The sequence below is a fragment of the Kribbella lupini genome, assembly GCF_039529595.1.
GTDB classification, from domain to species: domain Bacteria; phylum Actinomycetota; class Actinomycetes; order Propionibacteriales; family Kribbellaceae; genus Kribbella; species Kribbella lupini.
Genome location: NZ_BAAANC010000004.1, coordinates 125,457 through 144,850, shown reverse-complemented (window position 1 = coordinate 144,850; position 19,394 = coordinate 125,457). Strand labels below are relative to the sequence as shown.

General features: G+C 69.7%; 19 protein-coding genes. 11 read left to right on the top strand and 8 right to left on the bottom strand.

Going from position 1 to position 19,394, the window contains the following annotated elements; translation table 11 throughout:
• The first annotated feature begins 28 nt into the window (after nt 1–28).
• Nucleotides 29–748 carry a 50S ribosomal protein L1 gene (gene rplA, locus ABD235_RS33710; protein WP_344181620.1) on the top strand — a complete coding sequence of 240 codons (720 nt, stop codon included), beginning with the start codon at nt 29–31 and terminating at the stop codon, nt 746–748.
• Between the two features lie 70 nt (nt 749–818).
• Here the strand turns inward: rplA and ABD235_RS33705 are convergent, their stop codons facing one another.
• On the bottom strand, nt 819–1,673 hold the full coding sequence (locus ABD235_RS33705; RefSeq protein WP_344181618.1) for a methionyl-tRNA formyltransferase: 855 nt from the start codon (nt 1,671–1,673) through the stop codon (nt 819–821).
• 10 nt (nt 1,674–1,683) lie between these two features.
• Complete coding sequence (locus ABD235_RS33700; RefSeq protein ID WP_344181616.1) at nt 1,684–2,748, bottom strand: alpha-hydroxy acid oxidase; 1,065 nt, start codon at nt 2,746–2,748, stop codon at nt 1,684–1,686.
• 215 nt (nt 2,749–2,963) lie between these two features.
• Here ABD235_RS33700 and srmL point away from each other — a divergent pair, with 215 nt between their 5' ends.
• A complete protein-coding gene (srmL, locus tag ABD235_RS33695) occupies nt 2,964–4,082 on the top strand; it encodes a PheS-related mystery ligase SrmL (RefSeq protein ID WP_344181614.1) in 1,119 nt (372 codons plus the stop codon).
• Between the two features lie 81 nt (nt 4,083–4,163).
• Nucleotides 4,164–5,372 carry an MFS transporter gene (locus ABD235_RS33690; protein ID WP_344181612.1) on the top strand — a complete coding sequence of 403 codons (1,209 nt, stop codon included), beginning with the start codon at nt 4,164–4,166 and terminating at the stop codon, nt 5,370–5,372.
• Here the strand turns inward: ABD235_RS33690 and ABD235_RS33685 are convergent.
• From ABD235_RS33685 to ABD235_RS33670, 4 genes are all read right to left on the bottom strand, one after another.
• Complete coding sequence (locus ABD235_RS33685) at nt 5,365–6,753, bottom strand: GntP family permease (protein WP_344181610.1); 1,389 nt, start codon at nt 6,751–6,753, stop codon at nt 5,365–5,367. The two genes, ABD235_RS33690 and ABD235_RS33685, sit on opposite strands and share 8 nt — an antisense overlap.
• A 66-nt stretch (nt 6,754–6,819) precedes the next feature.
• Nucleotides 6,820–7,449, bottom strand: a complete 630-nt coding sequence (locus tag ABD235_RS33680; protein WP_344181608.1) for a bifunctional 4-hydroxy-2-oxoglutarate aldolase/2-dehydro-3-deoxy-phosphogluconate aldolase — start codon at nt 7,447–7,449, stop codon at nt 6,820–6,822.
• A gap of 41 nt (nt 7,450–7,490) precedes the next feature.
• Complete coding sequence (locus ABD235_RS33675; protein ID WP_344181606.1) at nt 7,491–9,068, bottom strand: N-acyl-D-amino-acid deacylase family protein; 1,578 nt, start codon at nt 9,066–9,068, stop codon at nt 7,491–7,493.
• Entirely contained in the window at nt 9,068–10,378 is a 1,311-nt protein-coding gene (locus ABD235_RS33670) for a type III PLP-dependent enzyme domain-containing protein (protein ID WP_344181604.1), read from the bottom strand. Before ABD235_RS33670 ends, ABD235_RS33675 begins: the two co-directional genes overlap by 1 nt.
• A gap of 228 nt (nt 10,379–10,606) precedes the next feature.
• Here ABD235_RS33670 and ABD235_RS33665 point away from each other — a divergent pair, with 228 nt between their 5' ends.
• The 6 genes from ABD235_RS33665 (at nt 10,607) to rplL (ending at nt 15,309) form a co-directional block, all read left to right on the top strand.
• A complete protein-coding gene (locus ABD235_RS33665) occupies nt 10,607–11,632 on the top strand; it encodes a sugar kinase (RefSeq protein ID WP_344181602.1) in 1,026 nt (341 codons plus the stop codon).
• A complete protein-coding gene (locus ABD235_RS33660; RefSeq protein WP_344181600.1) occupies nt 11,629–12,363 on the top strand; it encodes an IclR family transcriptional regulator in 735 nt (244 codons plus the stop codon). Before ABD235_RS33665 ends, ABD235_RS33660 begins: the two co-directional genes overlap by 4 nt.
• A gap of 15 nt (nt 12,364–12,378) precedes the next feature.
• Entirely contained in the window at nt 12,379–12,780 is a 402-nt protein-coding gene (locus tag ABD235_RS33655) for a RidA family protein (RefSeq protein ID WP_344181598.1), read from the top strand.
• Nucleotides 12,781–12,808: 28 nt separating this feature from the next.
• Complete coding sequence (locus ABD235_RS33650; RefSeq protein ID WP_344181596.1) at nt 12,809–13,996, top strand: MFS transporter; 1,188 nt, start codon at nt 12,809–12,811, stop codon at nt 13,994–13,996.
• Nucleotides 13,997–14,231: 235 nt separating this feature from the next.
• The gene (gene rplJ, locus ABD235_RS33645) at nt 14,232–14,855 is read left to right on the top strand and encodes a 50S ribosomal protein L10 (RefSeq protein ID WP_344181594.1); all 624 of its coding nucleotides are present in this window, start codon (nt 14,232–14,234) and stop codon (nt 14,853–14,855) included.
• A gap of 67 nt (nt 14,856–14,922) precedes the next feature.
• A complete protein-coding gene (gene rplL, locus ABD235_RS33640) occupies nt 14,923–15,309 on the top strand; it encodes a 50S ribosomal protein L7/L12 (RefSeq protein WP_344181592.1) in 387 nt (128 codons plus the stop codon).
• A 137-nt stretch (nt 15,310–15,446) separates the two neighbouring features.
• Here the strand turns inward: rplL and ABD235_RS33635 are convergent, their stop codons facing one another.
• Both ABD235_RS33635 and ABD235_RS33630 read right to left on the bottom strand, forming a co-directional pair.
• The gene (locus tag ABD235_RS33635) at nt 15,447–16,178 is read right to left on the bottom strand and encodes an acyltransferase family protein (protein WP_344181590.1); all 732 of its coding nucleotides are present in this window, start codon (nt 16,176–16,178) and stop codon (nt 15,447–15,449) included.
• On the bottom strand, nt 16,175–17,434 hold the full coding sequence (locus ABD235_RS33630) for an acyltransferase family protein (RefSeq protein ID WP_344181588.1): 1,260 nt from the start codon (nt 17,432–17,434) through the stop codon (nt 16,175–16,177). Before ABD235_RS33630 ends, ABD235_RS33635 begins: the two co-directional genes overlap by 4 nt.
• A 241-nt stretch (nt 17,435–17,675) precedes the next feature.
• On the opposite strand from ABD235_RS33630, the gene ABD235_RS33625 reads away from it, so the two are divergent.
• Complete coding sequence (locus ABD235_RS33625; protein ID WP_344181586.1) at nt 17,676–18,623, top strand: ABC transporter ATP-binding protein; 948 nt, start codon at nt 17,676–17,678, stop codon at nt 18,621–18,623.
• Complete coding sequence (locus ABD235_RS33620; RefSeq protein WP_077019212.1) at nt 18,620–19,393, top strand: MlaE family ABC transporter permease; 774 nt, start codon at nt 18,620–18,622, stop codon at nt 19,391–19,393. Before ABD235_RS33625 ends, ABD235_RS33620 begins: the two co-directional genes overlap by 4 nt.
• Nucleotide 19,394 lies beyond the last annotated feature (1 nt).

Here is a 19,394-nt window from a genome sequence, read left to right as displayed (position 1 = left end):
AGAAGCGTCCGCACACAGGAGACAAGTAATGGCACAGCGCAGCAAGGCTTACCGCAGCATCGCGGAGAAGATCGACTTCGATCACCTGTACAGCCCGCTCGAGGCGATCAAGCTCGCCAAGGAAGCGGCCGGCAGCAAGAAGTTCAACTCGACGCTCGACGTCGCGATGCGCCTCGGGGTCGACCCCCGCAAGGCCGACCAGATGGTGCGCGGCACCGTCAACCTTCCGCACGGCACCGGCAAGACGGCACGGGTCCTCGTCTTCGCCACCGGTGAGAAGGCCGAGGCCGCCAAGGCCGCCGGCGCCGACTACGTCGGCGACGACGACATGATCAAGAAGGTGACCGACGGCTGGCTGGACTTCGACGCCGTCGTCGCCACCCCCGACCTGATGGGCAAGGTCGGCCGGCTGGGCCGCGTGCTCGGCCCGCGTGGTCTGATGCCGAACCCGAAGACCGGAACGGTCACCCCGGACGTGACGAAGGCTGTCACCGACATCAAAGGCGGCAAGATCGAGTTCCGGGTCGACCGGCACGCGAACCTGCACTTCATCATCGGCAAGGCGTCGTTCGACGAGGCCCAGCTGGTGGAGAACTACAGCGCCGCGCTGGAGGAGATTCTCCGGCTGAAGCCCTCCAGCTCGAAGGGCCGCTACATCAAGAAGACCGTCATCTCGACCACGATGGGTCCGGGCGTCCAGGTGGACCCCAACATCACCCGCAACATGCTGGGCGAGGACGACGCCTGAGCCTCGGCTCACCCGTAGCACCCGAAAGGCCCCGGTCAGTCGACCGGGGCCTTTCGCCGTTTCCAGCAGGTCAGCTGCGTGCGGCAGTCAATCGGAGCGCGGCGTCGGCGGTCCGGACGGTGAAGCCGTCCGGGTGCGAGGCCACGACACTCCCCGGCTTCCCGGCCGCGGCCTCGGCGGGATCGGTCCGGGCGACCAGGTACTCGGCGCCGTCGAGCAGGACCCGTGCCCGCACCGCGGTGATGTTGAGCGCCGCGGCCTTCCGCCGTACGACGGCCGCGGGCTCGGTCAGGTCGAGGACGTGCTCCTCGGGCGTGAACGCCGGAGCCTCCGTCACCTTCGACGGGTCCTGGAGATCGCCGCGATCGCCGGCGACCGCGCGCGGAACGGCTTCGTCCAGGCAGGCGGTGAGCAGGGTCCGCCACGACTCCATCAGCGGGCCGCCGTTGAGATCGGCGGGCAGCGGCATCGAGCGCTGTGCGAGGACCGCGCCGGTGTCGAAACCGGGCTCGGTGCGGTGGACGCTCGCCGCGACCTCGTCGGCTCCCTCGTAGATCAGGCGCTGCGGGTTCGGACCGCGGCCGGCCGGGAGCGGTGAGGGGTGGCAGTTCAGGGCGCCGTACCGCGGGATCTTCAGCACCTCGTCGGGGATCAGCCGGGGGAACGCCGCGGAGATGATCAGGTCCGGCTCCAACGCCTCGATCACCGGCGCGGCGACGCCGCGCAGCTTCTTCGTCACCAGGACGTCGAGCTCCGGCGGCACGCTCGCGACCAGCGGGGGCGCCGTCGCATCGTACCGCTCACCGCCGGACGGCAGCGTGACGAGCAGGACGAGCTCGTGACCGTTGCTTGCGGCCCATTCCGAGACGACGCGGTACCCGGCCTGGAAGGTGTTCAGCGTGACGATGCGCAGCATGCTCACCATGGTTGCACCGTCAGCGGGCATCTCCGGTGGCCCGGCGAGTACTTGCCTCGGTGACGAGGTCGGACGTGAGCTGGTCGGCGCCGGGCACGCCGACCAGGGCGAGCGCGTGGGCGAATTCGGCGTACAGATCGGTGAGCAGGCGGGTGACGCCGGGGGAGCTGCCGACGGTGAGGGCCCAGAGGGCCGGGCGGCCGACGAAGACGGCGCGAGCGCCGAGGGCGAGGGCCGCGAGGACGTGCTCGCCGCGGCGGATGCCGCCGTCGACGTACACCTCGGCGTTGGTCCCGGCGACGGCCTGCACGACCTCGGGCAACGCATGGGCCGTGGCGATCGCGCCGTCGAGCTGGCGGCCGCCGTGGTTGGACACGATCAGGCCGGCCGCGCCCGCGTCGACGCAGCGGCGGGCATCGTCGCCACGCAGGACGCCCTTCACCACCACCGGCAGCCCTGTGGACGAGCCGAGCCACTCGATCACGTCCGGGGTCAGGTCGTCGGCCTTGGCCAGGTCGTCGTCGGAGTACGCCGACTCGTCGATGTTCACGCGCAGATCTCCTGGCCGGACCACCTCCCACACGGTCGGTCCGTCGTCCTCCTTGCGTCCGACGACCGGCGTGTCAGCAGTCAGTACGACGGCCCGCGCGCCCGCCGCCACCGCCGCGTCGAGCATCCGCCGCGTGTAGTCGCGGTTCCGCGTCACGTAGATCTGCAGCCACCACGGCGCTCCCGCCGCGGCGATCTCGGCGTACGTCGTACCGGCGTTGCTCGAGACCCCGAGCACCGATCCGGCGGCCGCGACGCCCGCCGACATCGCGGCCTCGCCGTCGGGATCGGCCTGACGCTGCAGCGTCGTCGGCGCGACCAGGACCGGCCCGGCGACGGGCGTCCCGAGCACCGTCGTGGCGGTGCTGATCGTGGACACGTCGGTCAGCACCCGCGGGCGGAACCGGTACGACGACCAGGCGTCGACCGCCTCGCCGACGCTCACCCCGCCGGCCGAGCCCTGGCGGAAGTAGCGGTGCACCGCCTCCGGCAACTTCTCGGCCGCGGCCGCTTCCAAGGTGTCGATCCATCGCATGGCCTCGATCCTCGCATGCTGGGGATATCCGCGGGCGGCATTTCGCCGGCCCCGGTAAAGTAGAGGCATGCAGCAGCACGGGCAGCGATTTCCGCGCCCCGGCCGGCACAGCGGTGCCGACGGGGTGGGCCGCTGCTGCGTTCTCTCCCTGAGGTGACCGCGGCCGGTCGGGGTGTGCGTTTTCCCCGGACCTGCTCACCTCAGGAGAAACTCTCATGGCTGTTCTGACCACCTCCGAACTGCACGCTGCCCTCGCGCTGCGCGACCTCACCGATCCCGCCCAGGGCCCGCACGCGCTCCAGCTGATCGTCGACTCGATCCGTACGGCGCTCAACGGCGCCTGGCCGTACACCGAGACCTGGACCCGGCGCGACCACCCGGTCGTGCCGCTCGCCGACAACTACGACAACCTCGGGTACGCCGCCGACGCGGTGACCCGGGACGCTCGCTACACGCGCTACGCCTCGGACGGCGAGGTCCTGCGCAGCCACACCTCGGCGATGATCCCGCCGGCGCTGCGTGAGCTGGCGCGTTCCGATTCGACCGACGTGCTGATGATCTGCGCCGGGATCTGCTACCGGCGGGACTCGGTCGACTGGCAGCACACCGGTACGCCGCACCAGCTGGATCTGTGGCGGATCAGCCGGGACGTGCCGTTGGGTGAGCCCGAGCTCGAAGCGATGATCGAGCGGCTCGTCACGACGGTCCTGCCCGGTCAGACGTACCGGACCGTCCCTGCCGTTCATCCGTACACGACGCACGGGCGGCAGATCGACGTCCTGCTCGACGACCAGTGGATCGAGGTCGGCGAGTGCGGGGTCGCGGCGCCTGCCGTGCTGCGGCGAGCCGGCCTCGACGAGCGTTGGACCGGGCTTGCGATGGGACCTGGGCTCGACCGGTTGATGATGCTGCGCAAGGGGATCCGCGACATCCGCCTGCTCCGGTCGACGGATCCGCGGGTGGCCGGTCAGATGCTGGATCTCCTGCCCTACAAGGCGGTCTCGGCGATGCCTGCCGTCCGCCGGGATCTGTCGGTGGTGGTCGGGGCGGACACCGATCTGTCTCCTGAGCTGCTGGGGGATCGGGTGCGCGCGGCGCTGGGCGAGGCGGCCGATGCGGCTGAGTCGGTGGAGGTGCTGAGCGAGACGTCGTACGAGCAGTTGCCGGAGGCGGCGAGGGCTCGGCTTCAGATCGCGCCGGGGCAGCGGAACGTGCTGGTCCGGTTGGTGTTGCGCCCGGTCGACCACACGTTGACCGATGCCGAGGCCAACCAACTGCGGGACCAGGTGTACGAGGAGCTGCACGAGGGGCCGGTGGTGGAGCTGATCGGGTAGTTCGTGCAGTTCCGTTGACAGCGGAGCGGTGGGTCGCGCAGGGTCGATGGTTCTGCCGTCATGCGTCAGGAGGATCGCCGGATGTCCGCACCGCAGCATCCGGCGATCCCACTGACGCCGTACGTCTACGGCGGCATCATCGGCGTCTACACCGGCCGCGAACTGCTGGCCTCGGTCATGGCTCCGCTGTCCCGGGAGATCGGGCTGAGCACGTTCCAGGTCGGGCTGATCCTGTCGACGTCCGCGCTGACGATCATCCTGATCAGCCCGTTCTGGGGCCGCATGGTGACCGGGTGGGGGCATCGCCGGGTGCTGATCTCGTCGATCTTCGGGGCGTCGTCGGGGTTGCTCGGGTTCGCTGTGGTCGCGCACCTCGGGCTGCTCGGGATTTTGCCTGCGGTGGTGACGTTCGCGCTCGCGTTGCTGCTGAGGGGGGTGCTGTATGGGGCCGCCAGTGCTGCGACGCCGATTGCCACGCAGTCGTACGTCGTTGCGGTGACGACGGATCGACGGTCGCGGGTCCGGGCGTTCGCGATGATCGGGGCGTCGTTCGGGATCGCGGGGGTGGTCGGGCCTTCGCTCGGTGGGCTGCTTGCTCTACGGGGGCTGTTGGTGCCGCTCTATGTTCCGCCGGTTCTGCTGGCCGCGATCGGGTGTCTGTTGTGGTTCAAGCTGCGGGTGACGACGCCGGCGATCGCGACTCCGGACGTCAGGGCTGGCCGGTTGAGTCCGTTGGATCCGCGGATCCGGGCGTTTCTCGCGATCGGGTTCGTGCTTTTCTCGACGCTGAGCATTCAGGGCGTGCTGCTGGGGTTCGTCCTGCAGGACCGGCTCGGGCTGAGTGCGGAGGCGACCGCGCGGCTGAGCGGTCTCGCGTTTCTCGGCTCGGGCATTGCCTCGCTGGTTGGGCAGGTGTTCTTCGTACGGCGGCTGGCGTGGCCGCCGGCATGGTTGCTGCGGTGTGGGCTGCCGTTGGTGCTGATCGGGTTCGTGGTGCTGGCGTTCGCCGGGAACTTCGGCGTGATCGTGGCGGCGACCGCGCTGGTCGGGTTCGGGTACGCGTTCGCGATTCCCGGGTACTCGGCCGGGCCGACCCTGCTCGTGCGCGATCACGAGCAGGGCGGCGTCGCCGGGCTGACGAACGCGTTCAACGGGGTGGCGTCGATCGTCGGACCGACCGCCGCCACCGCGCTGTACGGCGTACGGGCGTCTGCTCCTTACCTCGTCGGTGCTGTGCTGCTCGCTGGGGCACTGGCTGTTGCTGCGAGCAAGCGACTGCCGATCAGATGATGGCCCAGAGCAACGCGGCCATGCCGAAGCCGACCAGAGACAGGACGGTTTCCAGCACCGACCAGGTCAGCAGGGTCTCCTTGACCGTCATGTTGAAGTACTTGGCGACGATCCAGAAGCCGCCGTCGTTGACGTGGCTCAGGATGATCGACCCGGCGCAGATGGCGGCGGCGATCAGGGCCAGGTGGGCCTGCGAGTAGCCGTCCGCGGTGAGCAGCGGGCCGACGATGCCGCCGGTCGTGACGATGGCGACCGTTGCCGAGCCCTGAGCGATGCGGAGGCCGCAGGAGATGACGTACGCCAGCAGCAGGACTGGAAGGCCCGCGCTGGACAGGCTCTTGGCGAGCGCCGCTCCGACTCCCGTCGCCGAGATGACCGCGCCAAAGAAGGCGCCGGCGCCGACGACGAGCAGGATCATGCCGACCGGCTTGAGCGAGTTGCTGCTCAGTTCGCTGAACTCCGCGTTCGTCATGCCGCGCCGTACGCCGAGCAGGTAGTAGGCGAGCAGTACGGCCATGAGCAGCGCGACGGCCGGGTTGCCGAGGAAGGTGAGGACGCTGAGCAGGTCGCGGTCCGGATCGAGGATCAGCGTGCCGAAGGTGGCGCCGAGGATCAGGACCAGCGGGAGCAGGATGACGCTCATGACCAGGGCCAGCGAGGGCTCGGGGCGGGACTCCTCTTCCTCCACGACGTAGTCGGCGGGGACGCTGACGGGGACGCGCGGGGCGATGTAGAGCGGCCAGAGGACGCCGGCGACGGCGAACGCGGGCAGGCCGCAGGCGAGACCGATGATGATCAGCCAGCCCATGTCGACGTGCAGCAGTCCGGCGACCGCGGTCGGGCCGGGGTGCGGTGGGAGGAACGCGTGGGTCATCGAGAGGCCGGCGAGCACCGGGAGCGCGTACAGGACGAGTGACTTGCCGCCGCGCTTCGCCGCGACGTACACGAGCGGGGCGAGCACGAAGATGCCGATGTCGAAGAAGACGGGGATGCCGAAGATCAGGCCTACCAGGCCCATCGCGACCGGCGTACCCTTCGGCCCGAACAGCTTGAGGAGGCGCCGGCTCAGGACGTCGGCGCCGCCGGAGCGTTCGAGCAGCGCGCCGAGGACCGTGCCGAGACCGATGATCACGGCGATGTGGCCGAGGATGCCGCCGAACCCCTTCTCCAGCAGCGATTCGTTGGACTTGAGCGCCGTACCGACGATCATGCGGACGTTCAGGCCGGCCGCCAGCGCCAGGAACAGGCTGGTGGCGAGCAGTGAGATGAACGGTTCGAGCTTGACCTTGATGATCAGGAACAGCAGCAGCGCGATCGCTACCACGCACAGCAGCAGCAACCCGGGGGTGCTGGTGTGCAGCCAGTCGACGGCTCCGGACATGGGGGACTCCGAGGGGTGGGAGGGGACCGCGGTCGGGACTACCGCGGTACAAGGTGGTGCGGTGGATCAGTTCAGGGCGGCGCAGAAGGCTTTCGCCTTGTCGGTGATGTCAGACCAGTTGCCCGCGGCAACATCGGCGGGCGAGACGACGTCGGTGCCGGCGCTGACGGCCAGGGCGCCGGCATCGAGGAACGCGCGGGCGTTGCTCGCGTTCACCCCGCCGGACGGGACCAGGGCGACGCCGGGGAAGGGGCCGCTCAGATCCTTCAGGTACTTCGGGCCGAACTGGTGGGCGGGAAAGATCTTCACCGCGTCCGCGCCGAGGGCGACGGCGGTCATCACCTCCGAGGGGGTGAGGGCGCCGAGCACGATCGGTACGCCGGCCTCCTGGGCGGCGGCGACGATGGCCGCGGCCTCGGGCCCCTGGCCGGGGGTGACGAGGAACTGGGCGCCGGCCTCCACTGCCGTCCTCGCCTGCGCTGCGGTCTGGACGGTGCCGGCGCCGACGACCGCGCCGGTGTCGCCGGAGGCCGCGCGCTCGAGGTGCTTCGGGAGGTCGGGGGTGGTGAAGGTCAGCTCGATCACGTGGATGCCGCCGGCGACGAGCGCCGAGCAGAGGTCGCGGGCGTCGCCGATCTCGGGGGCGCGGACGACGCTCAGCACGCGGTCGGCGCGGAGCAGGTCGAGGGTGGTCATGCGGTGGGGTCCTTTCGTGGGGGCGGATTCAAGAGTTGGGTTCAGGCCGTACGGCGTACTGCTCGGCCGGGAAGGGCGTCTGTCCGTACGCCGTTCGCGATGACCGGTTCTCCGGCGACGAAGACCCACGGGATGCCTTCGGCCTGCTGACGGGGATTGGCGAAGGTGGCGGTGTCCTTGACGGTTTCGGGGTCGAAGAGGACGAGGTCGGCGTGGTAGCCCTCGCGGATCAGGCCGCGGTCGGTGAGGCCGAGGCGGCGGGCCGGACGTCCGGTGAGGTGGTGGACGCAGTCGGCGAGCTCGAGGACGCCGAGCTCGCGGACGTAGTGGGCGAGGTAGCGCGGGAACGTGCCCCAGGCGCGCGGGTGCGGTTTGCCGCCGACGAGGATCGCGTCCGAACCGCCCGTGTGGGTCGGGTGCTGCATGATCGCCTGGACGTTCTCCTCGTGGCCGACGTGCTGGAGGATCGTGGTGGCGAGGTTGTCGCGGACGAGCAGGTCGAAGTAGACCCAGGACGGCGGCTTGCCGATCCCCGCGGCGATCTCGGCGATCGTGTTGCCGACGGCACCGGAGAGCTGCGGGTTCTTCACGCCGCCGATCTCGATGGTGTTCCAGTCGGTCACGCAGCCGTGGCAGCCGTCGGTGCCGACCTGCTCGAGCTCGTGGGTGATGCGTTCGCGGTCCTGCGGATCCTGCAGGCGGGCGAGCAGCGCGTCCGGGCCGCCCTCGGCGGTCCAGCTCGGGAGGATCGCGGCGAGAGTTGTTGCTCCGGGCAAGTACGGGTAGGTGTCGGTGGTGATGTCGACGCCTTGGGCCAGGCCGTCGTCGATGATCCGGAGCAGGTCGACGCCGCGGCCGCGGTTGGGTTCGAAGTTCATCGTCGCGTGGGTGAGGTGGAGGGCGCAGCCCGAGCGCTGGGCGACGTCGATCATCTCGGCGTACGCGTCGAGGGCGTTCTTGCCGTACGAGCGCTGGTGCGGGCTGTAGTAGCCGCCGTACTCGGCGACGACCGTGCACAGCTCGACCAGTTCGTCGGTGGTCGCGAACATGCCGGGGGTGTAGGTCAGGCCGCTGCTCATGCCGACCGCGCCCTGCTGCAGGCCCTCGGCGAGCAGGCGCTTCATCTCCTCCAGCTCGGCCGTGGTCGCGGGGCGGTTCTCGGTGCCGACGACCATCATGCGGAGGGTGCCCTGGGGGACCAGGTACGCCGCGTTGCAGGCGATGCCTTGGTCGAGCCGGGCGAGGTAGCCCTCGACGGAGTCCCAGGAGAAGTCGAAGTCGTCGGGCTCGCCGTTCCAGCCCGCGATCTGGCGTCGTACGGCCGCGCGGGTCGGGTCGTCGATGGGGGCGAAGGACAGGCCGTCCTGGCCGAGGACCTCCAACGTCACGCCTTGGCTGACCTTCGCGGTGTGGTCGGGGTTGGCGAGGATCTGCAGGTCGGAGTGCGCGTGCATGTCGATGAACCCGGGCGAGAGGACGAGCCCGGAAGCATCAACTGTTTTTTCAGTAGGTGCTGCTGTTCCGATGACGGCTATGCGGCCGTCGTCGATGGTGACGTCCGACTGGTACGCCGGGGCGCCGGTGCCGTCGAGGACGGTGGCGTTGGTGATCCGGAGCATCAGAAGAACGTCCTCACCAGGTCCACGACGACCGGGTCCGCGGCGTCGGGGTCGTCGATGACGGGGATCAGGCCCCACTTGTCGAAAGCCGTGCAGGGGTGCGAGAGGCCGACTCGCAGCTCGTCGCCGATGACGACCGGGGGCTCGCCTTCGGGGAAGCGGAGGAAGCCGTGCTGGTCGTTGAGCTTGGAGACGGCCAGGCCGGTCAGGGGAGTGGGGGACTCGCCTTCGCGACGGGGGCGGAGGAGTTGCGGCTCGGGCATGCCCTCGTCGAAGGGGAGGTCGCGTTTGCCGGCGTCGAAGATGGCGAGGCCCGGTTCGGGCTGGGAGGTGATGCGGACCCAGCCGTGCATGGACGGGATCAGGCGGTCTCCGTCGGTGCGGGGCGCTGAGCCGAGCGGCGAGATCTCTCGGTAGTAGCCGTCGTCGTGGGCGATGTAGGCGCCGGACCGCAGGACGACGCGAGCGCCGGTCGACGCCAGCGGACCGAGGACCTTGGCGACCTGTTCGAAGTACGCGCTGCCGCCGGCGCTGACGACCGGGGTCACGTCCGCGGGGTACAGGTCGGCGAGCTGGGTGTGGACGTCGGCAAGGGACTGCAGGTACGCGCGGACGTGCTCGAGGCCGGCCTCGTCGGCACCGTGGGCGATGGCGCCTTCGTAGCCGGCGACGCCCGCCAGACGGAGAGTCGGTGCAGCGGCGATGGCTTGGGCGACGGCGAGAGCGGTCTCCACGTCACGGGCGCCGGTCCGACCGTGGGCGCCGCCCATCTCGACCAGTACGTCGAGCGGTCGCGCGTCCGCGCCGACGTGGGCCGACCGCGCCGCCTCCATCTGCTCGACCGTCCGCACCGAGTCGGCCCAGACCAGCACTTCGAACGACGGATCCGCAGCGAGCTGGTCGGCGATCCAGCGGAGCTGCAGCGGGGAGATCACCGCGTTGGCGACCATCACCCGCCGTACGCCGAATGCACGGGCGACGCCGAGCTGGAACGCGTTGGCGAGCGTGATCGCCCAGGCCCCGGCGTCGAGCTGCGCGGCCCAGAGAGCGGGCGCCATCGTGGTCTTGCCGTGCGGGGCCAGCTCGACGCCGTGCTCGGTGCACCACCGGGCCAGCGTCGCGAGGTTGTGCTCCATCCCAGGGCCCGACAGCGTCAGCAACGGGGTCGGCAGCTGGGACAGGCGCGGCCGGTCGGCGAGGATCTCCCGCACGGTCCGGCCCCACCACGCCGGGGGCAGCGCCTTGTCCTGCCAGCTCACCGGCTGGTCCGCCAGGGCTGCGACCGCGGCTGCGTCGTAGGAAGCTGACATCGGCTGGTTCCTCCAGGAGTCCGGGGGCTGTGCGCTTGCGTCCGAAGAAGGTCGACGCGTCCGAACAACCCGAGGTCATAGCGCTCAGTTCTTCGGACGCGTGCCGCACCTTCGGACGCTCGAGACGTGGACGATTGCGCGTGATGCAACGAGCGTTGCGCATTCTGACCACTCGGTTGTAGCATCGCGCCAGAACTCCCGTCAACGGACTGCGAGAGAGGACACCCGATGGCCGACCTGGTGCCCCGCGCGGTCTGCCTCGGCGAGGCGATGATCATGCTCGCCGCCGATACCGGTGCCCCGCTGGAAGAGGTCGAGACGTTCCGCCGCTCGGTCGGCGGGGCCGAGTGCAACGTCGCCGGAGGGCTGGCCGCGCTCGGTGTCCCGACCGGCTGGATCTCCCGCCTCGGTGCTGACGGCTTCGGTCGGCACGTGCTGCAGGATCTGCGCGAGCGCGGGGTCGAGGTCGGCGGCGTCGAGGACGACGCGACCAGGCCGACAGGCTTGTACGTGAAGCACACGCTCGGCGGGCGTACCCGGATGCACTACTACCGCTCGGGCTCGGCGGCGTCGGCTATGGATGCCGACTTCCTGGACCGGCCCGCGGTGCGCAACCGGTTGGTCGGTGCCGAGCTCGTCCACACGACCGGGATCACGGCCGCGCTGTCCGAGGACACCGCGGCGATGCTCGATCGGCTGGCGGCGCTGAGGGATTCGCTCGGCTTCGTGCTGAGTGTCGATCTCAACTGGCGACCCGCGCTCTGGCGCGACAAGGACCCGGCGCCGCTGTGGCGGTTGCTGCGGGCGGCGGACGTCGTACTGATCGGTGCGGACGAGGCGATGCTGTTCGCCGGGACTAGCGACCCGCCCGAGCTGCGCCGGCTGTTGGGGCCCAGGGCAACGATCGTCGTGAAGTCGGACGCGCACGCCGCGCTCGCGCTCGAGCCGGCCGGGCAGGGCGCGTTGGTCGCCGACGGCGCGGACCGTCGTACGGAAGTCCCCGCGCTCACGGTCGACGTCGTCGAGCCCGTCGGCGCAGGCGACGCCTTCGCTGCCGGCTTCCTCGCCGCGACGCTGGAAGGCCTGCCGATGGAGCAGCGGCTGCGCTCGGGTCATCTGAGCGCAGCGGCCGTGCTGACCGTGCCGGACGACCACGCCGAGCCGCCGGAACCGTCCCTGCGGCAGGCGTTGCTGCAGTGCCCGGCCGAGGAGTGGGCGCAGACTCGATTCGGCCCGATGGGGGTGATGGTGTGAGTCAGAGTCTGGGGCGTGCCCTGCAGATCCTGGTCAGCCTCGGGGAGGGCGACCGCTCGCTCGACCAGCTGGCGACCGAGCTCGACGTGCACAAGACGACCGTGCTCCGCCTGCTGCGCACGATGGAGGCCGAGCGGTTCGTACGCCGCGACGAAGCGCACCGCTACCGCCTCGGCTCCCGGCTGTTCGCGCTGGCCGACGCGTCCCGCGAGCAGCACGTAGTACGGGACGTCGCCGCGCCGCACCTGCGCAAGCTGAACCAGCGGACCGGTCAGACCGTGCACCTGGCGGCGTACGAGAACGGGCAGGTCATCTACATCGACAAGCTCGACAGCGTGCAGTCGGTGCGGATGTACTCGCAGGTCGGCGTCCCGGCGGCGCTGCACTGCACGGCGGTCGGCAAGGTGCTGCTCGCGGCCCAGCCGAAGCGGCAGCGCGAGGCGTTGCTGACCACGATCGAGTACCACCAGTTCACGCCGAACACGATCACCGGGCCGGACCAACTGCGCGACGAGCTGGACAAGGTCCGTGCCCAGGGCTGGTCGCACGACCGGGCCGAGCACGAGTCCTTCATCAACTGCATCGGCGCCCCGATCACCGAACGCTCCGGCCGCGTCGTCGGCGCGGTCTCGATCTCGGTGCCGGACGTGCTGCTCAACTACGACCAGGTCCTGGAGCTCCTGCCGGACCTGCTCGCGACCACTGCCGCCATCGGTAACGACTACCACTAGAGAGGCCTTCACCTGATGTCCGACAAGACCGTCGTCTCCACCACCGACGCACCCGCCCCGATGCCCGTGTTCTCCCAGGGGGTGCGCAAGGGCAACATCCTGCAGGTGTCCGGCCAGGGCTCGGTCGACCCGGCGACCGGTGCGTTCGTCCACGAGGGCGACGTGAAGGCGCAGACCACCCGCGTGCTGCAGAACATCGAGGCGATCCTCAAGGCCGGTGGCGCGAGCATGGACGACGTCGTGATGCTGCGCGTCTACCTGACCTCGCGCGACCTGTTCGTGCCGATGAACGAGGCGTACGCCGAGTTCGTCGGCGCGCGCACCCCGAGCGGCGTACTGCCGTCGCGGACCACCGTCTTCACCGGCCTCCCGCTCGAGCAGATGCTGGTCGAGATCGACGCCCTCGCCGTCCTGTAATTTATTTGAAGATGAAATAATCAGCGGGATGGCCGATCCCGTGAGTCTGTGGAAGATCGCCCCCTCGGTGTACCTGCCGGCGCTGCTGTACGGCATCGGCCAGGGGGCGATCGCTCCCGTGGTCGCTCTCTCGGCGCGGGACCTCGGGGCGTCGTTCGCGGTCGCCGGTCTGGTCGTCGCGGCCGCGGGCGTCGGCCAGGTGATCGGCGACATCCCCGCCGGCACGCTGACCACCAGGATCGGCGAACGCCGCGCGATGCTGCTCGCGACCGTGCTCGTCTCGGTCGCACTCGTGGCCTGCCTTGTCGTACCGAACGTCTGGGGTCTCGCGCTCGCGATCGGCGCCACCGGTCTGGCCGGCTCGGTCTGGGGACTGGCCCGGCAGGCCTACCTGAGCGAAGCCGTCCCGCTGGAGCTCAGGGCCCGGGCGCTGTCGACGCTGGGTGGCGTCCAGCGGATCGGATCGTTCATCGGGCCGTTCCTCGGCGCGTTCGTGATGCGCTTCCTCGGGACCGACGGCGCCTACTGGGTCCACCTCGTCGCCGCGGCGCTGGCGTGCGTCGTACTGCTGAGCCTTCCCGACATCGAGTCCGTACGCCGTAACCGCCTGGCCCGGCCTGTCGTCGTCCAGTCCACGCGGGCCGTGATCCGTGAGCACTTGCCGGTACTGCGGACGCTCGGCGTCGGCGCGCTGCTCGTCGGTGCGGTCCGGGCTTCACGGCAGGTGGTGATCCCGCTCTGGGCCGAGCACATCGGCCTCGACCCGCAGACCACCAGCCTGATCTTCGGCGTCTCCGGTGCCGTCGACATGTTGCTGTTCTATCCGGCGGGCTCGGTGATGGACCGCTTCGGGCGCAAGTGGGTCGCCGTACCGTCGATGACCGTGCTCGGCGTCGCGCACCTGTTGCTGCCGCTGACGCACTCGGCGGGGGCGCTCACCGCCGTCGCGCTGCTGATGGGGGTCGGCAACGGGCTGGGAGCCGGAGTGATCATGACGCTCGGCGCGGACGCGTCGCCGCCGGTCGGGCGGGCGCAGTTCCTCGGGGCGTTCCGGTTGTTCGCGGACTCGGGCAGTGCGGGCGGCCCGTTCCTGCTCGCGGCCGTGACGGCACTGACCGCTCTGGCCCCGGCGATCGTGGTGATGGGCCTGACCGGAGGGGCAGCGGCGCTGGCGATGAAGCGCTGGATCCCACCCCGCCCACAGCCCTCCGAGTAACCGATTTGGTGGGACACGCCCAGCCGGTTACTCTTGACACTGCCGAAGACCGCTGGTTGTCGCTCCCGAGCGACTGAAGGTCCCACGAAGGTGGGCGGCCCGCGCAGGTTGACTTGGAAGTGTGACAGTTTCGTATGTTCACGCCCTTGCGCCTGCGCAAGGGCGTTTTTCTTTGTGGGTCGGCGGTGTGGCAGACAAGTCCAACTCTGTCGGAAGACAGAGCGGAAGGAGACCCATGGCGAGGCCGGACAAGGCCGCCGACGTCGCAGAGCTCACTGAGAACTTCAAGAGCTCCAACGGCGCCGTGCTGACCGAGTACCGCGGACTCACCGTGGCGCAGCTGCGGCAGCTCCGCACTACGCTCGGTGACGACGTGAACTACGCCGTGGTGAAGAACACGCTGACCAAGATCGCGGCCAAGGACGCCGGGGTGGAGTCGTTCGACTCGCTCCTGCAGGGTCCGTCGGCCATCGCCTTCATCAAGGGCGACCCGGTGGTCGCGGCCAAGGGGCTGCGTGACTTCGCCAAGGCCAATCCCCTTCTCGTCATCAAGGGCGGTGTGCTGGACGGTAAGGCACTCGGCTCCGACGAGATCAACAAGCTCGCTGACCTGGAGTCGCGTGAGGTCCTCCTCGCGAAGCTCGCAGGTGCGATGAAGGCGGCCCCGCAGCAAGCGGTGTCGCTGTTCGCTGCTCCGCTGTCGCAGGCCGCGCGCCTGTTCGCGGCGCTGCAGGACAAGCTGCCGGCCGAGGACGCCCCCGTGGCGGACGAGGCTCCGGCTGCCGAAGCGGTGCAGGACGCACCCGCCGACGCACCTGCCGAGGCGAGCACCGAGGAGACCGCGTCAGCTGACAGCTGACCCGTTCGAATCACGCAACACCCCATTCAGTGATCACCCCGTTAGACGTTTAGGAAGGACCGCCACCATGGCGAAGCTCAGCACCGAAGAGCTGCTCGGCCAGTTCAAGGAACTGACCCTGCTGGAGCTCTCGGAGTTCGTAAAGGCGTTCGAGGACGAGTTCGGCGTCACCGCCGCCGCTCCGGTCGTCGCCGCTGCTGCCCCGGGTGCCCCGGGCGCCCCGGTCGAAGAGGCCGCGGAGCAGGACGAGTTCGACGTCGTTCTCGAGTCGGCCGGCGACAAGAAGATCCAGGTCATCAAGGAGGTGCGTGGCCTCACGAGCCTCGGCCTGAAGGAGGCCAAGGACCTCGTCGAGAGCGCGCCGAAGGCCATCCTGGAGAAGGTCGACAAGGCTGCCGCGGAGAAGGCCAAGGAGGCCCTCGAGGGCGCCGGGGCCACCGTCACCCTCAAGTGACCTGTGCGGCCTAGGCCGCACACCCAGCAGTACGCCGAAGGGCGGTTCCCGCGAGGGAGCCGCCCTTCGTCATGCCCGAACTCCGACTTTGAGCACCGCTCAGCCACAAATCGCGGCGATTTGTGGCTGAGCGGTGCTCAAAGTCGGGCGGTGCGGCGGGCGAGATCGAGGATTGCGCGGCGTGCCGGTACGCCGACGTACCGGTGGGCGCCCTCGGCGGTCAGGACGACCAGGCCGATCCAGCACAGCGCGAGCAGCGCGTTCGAGATCGTGCCGGCGTGGACCGGGCCGAAGCCGTGCAGGACCAGGGTCTGCAGCAGGAAGAGCGGATAGCCGATCACGCCGAGCCGGACCAGGAACGGGTGCGCCAGCCAGGGGAGCGATGGCATGCGGCGAACGGTCCTGTCGAAGACGAAGGCCAGCGGCCGGTTGAGCAGTGGAAACGCCAGGTAGAAGAGGACGAGCGCACCGACGAACCTGGTCTGGTCGGTCCACACGGCGCGGACCCAGTCACCGCCGTTCAGCCTGCCGAGCAGCAGGACGACGAGTCCGACCACCAGGTACAGCGGAACGATCCGAGCCGCCCGCGCCCCGGCGTACCGGCCGATGACGCGCCGGCCGGAGGTGTAGGACAGGCCCGGATAGTTGTAGGTGAGCACGAAGGCCGACAGCAGGAAGAAGAACAGCACCCCGGCCCAGGCCACCGCCGTGACCAGGTCCTGCAGATACCCCGGCGCCCCGCGCCAGACACCGACCGTCGACGCGACGACCGCGAGCCCGGCCAGACCGCGCAGGCCCGTGACGGCCAGCAGTTCGGGCCGGGGGTGCGAGAGCGCGGCGCCTTCGGTGACCGATGTGAGACCGCTCACGCCGACACCTCCGACGTCGTACGCTCAGTGACCGCCGGACGCGGCCGCGGGACCAGCCGGAGAACGAGGCGCCGAGCCGGCACCTCGATCAGCCGGTGCGCGCCTTCACCGATCAGCAGGCACAACGCGGCGACCACCAGAACGCCGGCGTACGCCGCCCACGTGGCCGGGTGGTCGAGCATGCTCCCGCGGTCCTTCCCGAGGAACGACAGCAACGGCCGATGGGTCAGGTAGACGGCGTAGCTGGCAGTACCGAGCGTTACCAGAGCCCGTGTCGCGAAGAACCGCGACAGCCAAGCACCCGGCGCCGCCGCCAGCGCCAGCAGCAGTACGGCGAACGGCAGCGTCCACATCGCACCGTAGAACGCGGGCAGCATCCACTTCGCGTGCGCTGGCCCGGCGGCGGCCACGACGAGCACCACCACGACGCACAGCGCCTGCACCCCTCCGGCCACCCGCGTCCGCAGCTTGAATCCCCGCAGCAGCAGGAACGCCAGCGACACCCCGATCACGAACTCCGACAGCCGCGGCAACGGGTTCCGGTAGAGCCAGCGATGCCCGGACGACGGATCCTTCACCGACAGGAACGCCCAGCCCTCGGCCGTGAACAGCGCGACCAGGAAGACCTGGACGGCGAACGCGAAACCGATCAGCCCGAGCAGCCCGGCCACCCCGAACCGCTTGGACAGCAAGGCAACCAGCGGCACGGCGAACGGGAACACGGCGTACAGGAAGAGCTCGACGCAGATCGACCAGCCGGGCGGGTTGTAGCTGGCCTGGCCGATCGCGTAGTCGCCCGACCAGGCCTGGATCGCGAGCAGGTGCCGCCACAACGACTCCTGCGGTACGCCGTGCGCCGCGCGCTGCAGCACCAGGTAGATCAGCACGACCCAGTACAGCGGCATCACGCGCGCGATGCGCGCGACGTAGAACCGCCAGAGCCGGCTGGGCGACGAGATCGTCAGCGTCGAGTAGTTCCAGGCCAGGACGAGCCCGGACAGCATGAAGAACAAGGGGACGCCGATGTACCCGGACTGCACGAGGTTGCGTAACGCAACGGGTGCCGAAGCTGGTAACCCGATGTGATGAAGCACGACGGCGAGTGCTGCCGCGGCCCGGACACCGGTCAGGGCTAGGATCTCGGAGCGCGGATGGGGCAGCTGGTCACCGTGCTGCGGCGAGGTGAGACCTTGCGGCGGCCTGCGCCGCAGCCGGTCCAACCAGGTAGCTGACCGCGGCACACGTTCCTCCGGCATCGGACTCGACGTCGCCTCGAAGGGCGACGCCAGGACTGTACCCGACCACAGTGGTCCGGTCCGGATGGCGCAGCGTCACGACCGTACCCGGTGTGACCAGAGCGTTACGGCCCGATGTGCAGCGGTTGGGTAAACAGGGGTTACGGAAAAAGGTACTCGTGCGTAACCTAGGGCACCGCGCCCTCGTTGAGCCGATGGAACGTCGTCGGTCGGGGGCCAACATTTCCCGTGAGGAGGACCGGTGGGCGTAGAAGTCCGCGTCGAAGGACTCACGAAATCCTTCGGAAAGCAGCTGATCTGGGGCGACGTGTCCCTGACGCTGCCGGCCGGTGAGATCTGCGTGATGCTGGGCCCTTCCGGAACGGGTAAGTCCGTATTCCTCAAGACGCTGATCGGTCTGCTGAAGCCCGACCAGGGCCACGTGCACATCGAGGGCGTCGACATCGCCACCTGCCGCGAGCGCGACCTGTACGAGATCCGGAAGCTGTTCGGCGTGCTGTTCCAGGACGGCGCGATGTTCGGCTCGATGAACCTGTACGACAACGTCGCCTTCCCGCTGCGCGAGCACACCCGCAAGTCCGAGTCCGAGATCCGCTCCATCGTGATGGAGAAGATGGAGATGGTCGGTCTGGTCGGGGCGGAGAAGAAGCTGCCCGGCGAGATCTCCGGCGGGATGCGCAAGCGGGCCGGGCTGGCCCGCGCGCTGGTGCTGGAGCCCGAGATCCTGCTCTTCGACGAGCCCGACTCCGGCCTCGACCCGGTCCGGACGGCGTTCCTGAACCAGCTGATCATCGACCTGAACGAGATGACCCAGGCCACCTGCCTGATCGTCACCCACGACATCAACACCGCCCGGACGGTGCCCGACAACATCGGGCTGCTCTACCACCGGCACCTGGCCATGTTCGGCCCGCGCGAGATGCTGCTGTCCAGCGAGGAGCCGGTGGTCCGCCAGTTCCTGAACGCGCAGCGCGTCGGCCCGATCGGCATGTCCGAGGAGAAGGACGCCGACGAGCTGGCCCGCGAGGCCGACCAGGAGCTGCCGCCGCTGCCGCCGATCCCGCTGCAGCAGCTGCCGAGCAGCGGCGTGATCCGGCCGACCCAGCGTCCGCCGGGTGAGTGGTGCGACCAGAACGGAGTGACTCCGCCGCCGGGCTCCTTCGCCTCCGACGTGGTGGGCGCGACGTGACAGTGTCCGCCACCGCGCCGCTGAAGCACGCCGGCTCGCTGTTCGCCTTCGCCCTGGACACGGCGCGGGCGTCGGTCCGGCGTCCGTTCCAGCTGCGCGAGTTCCTGCAGCAGGCCTGGTTCGTGGCCAGCGTGACGATCATCCCGACCGCGCTGGTGGCGATCCCGTTCGGTGCGGTGATCGCGCTGCAGGTCGGCGGGCTGATCAAGCAGTTCGGCGCCCAGGCGTTCACCGGTTCGGCCGCTGTCCTGGCCGTGGTCCGGGAGGCCTCGCCGATCGCGACCGCGCTGCTGATCGCGGGCGCCGGCGGTTCGGCGATCTGCGCGGACCTCGGCTCGCGGAAGATCCGCGAAGAGCTGGACGCGATGATGGTGCTCGGCATCGACCCGATCCAGCGGCTCGTCGTACCGCGCGTGCTGGCGACGATGCTGGTCGCCTTCTTCCTCAACGGGTTCGTCAGCGTGGTCGGCGTGATGGGCGGTTACGTGTTCAACGTCGTCCTGCAGGACGGGACGCCAGGCTCCTACATCGCGAGCTTCACCGCGCTCGCTCACCTGCCCGACCTGTGGCAGGGCCAGGCCAAGGCGCTGGTGTTCGGCTTCATCGCGGCCGTCGTCGCGTCGTACAAGGGTGTGAACGCCGGTGGCGGGCCGAAGGGCGTCGGGGACGCGGTGAACCAGTCGGTCGTGATCACGTTCATGCTGCTGTTCGTCGCGAACTTCTCGATGACCGCGATCTACTTCCAGCTCGTCCCGCCGAAGGGGGCGTGAC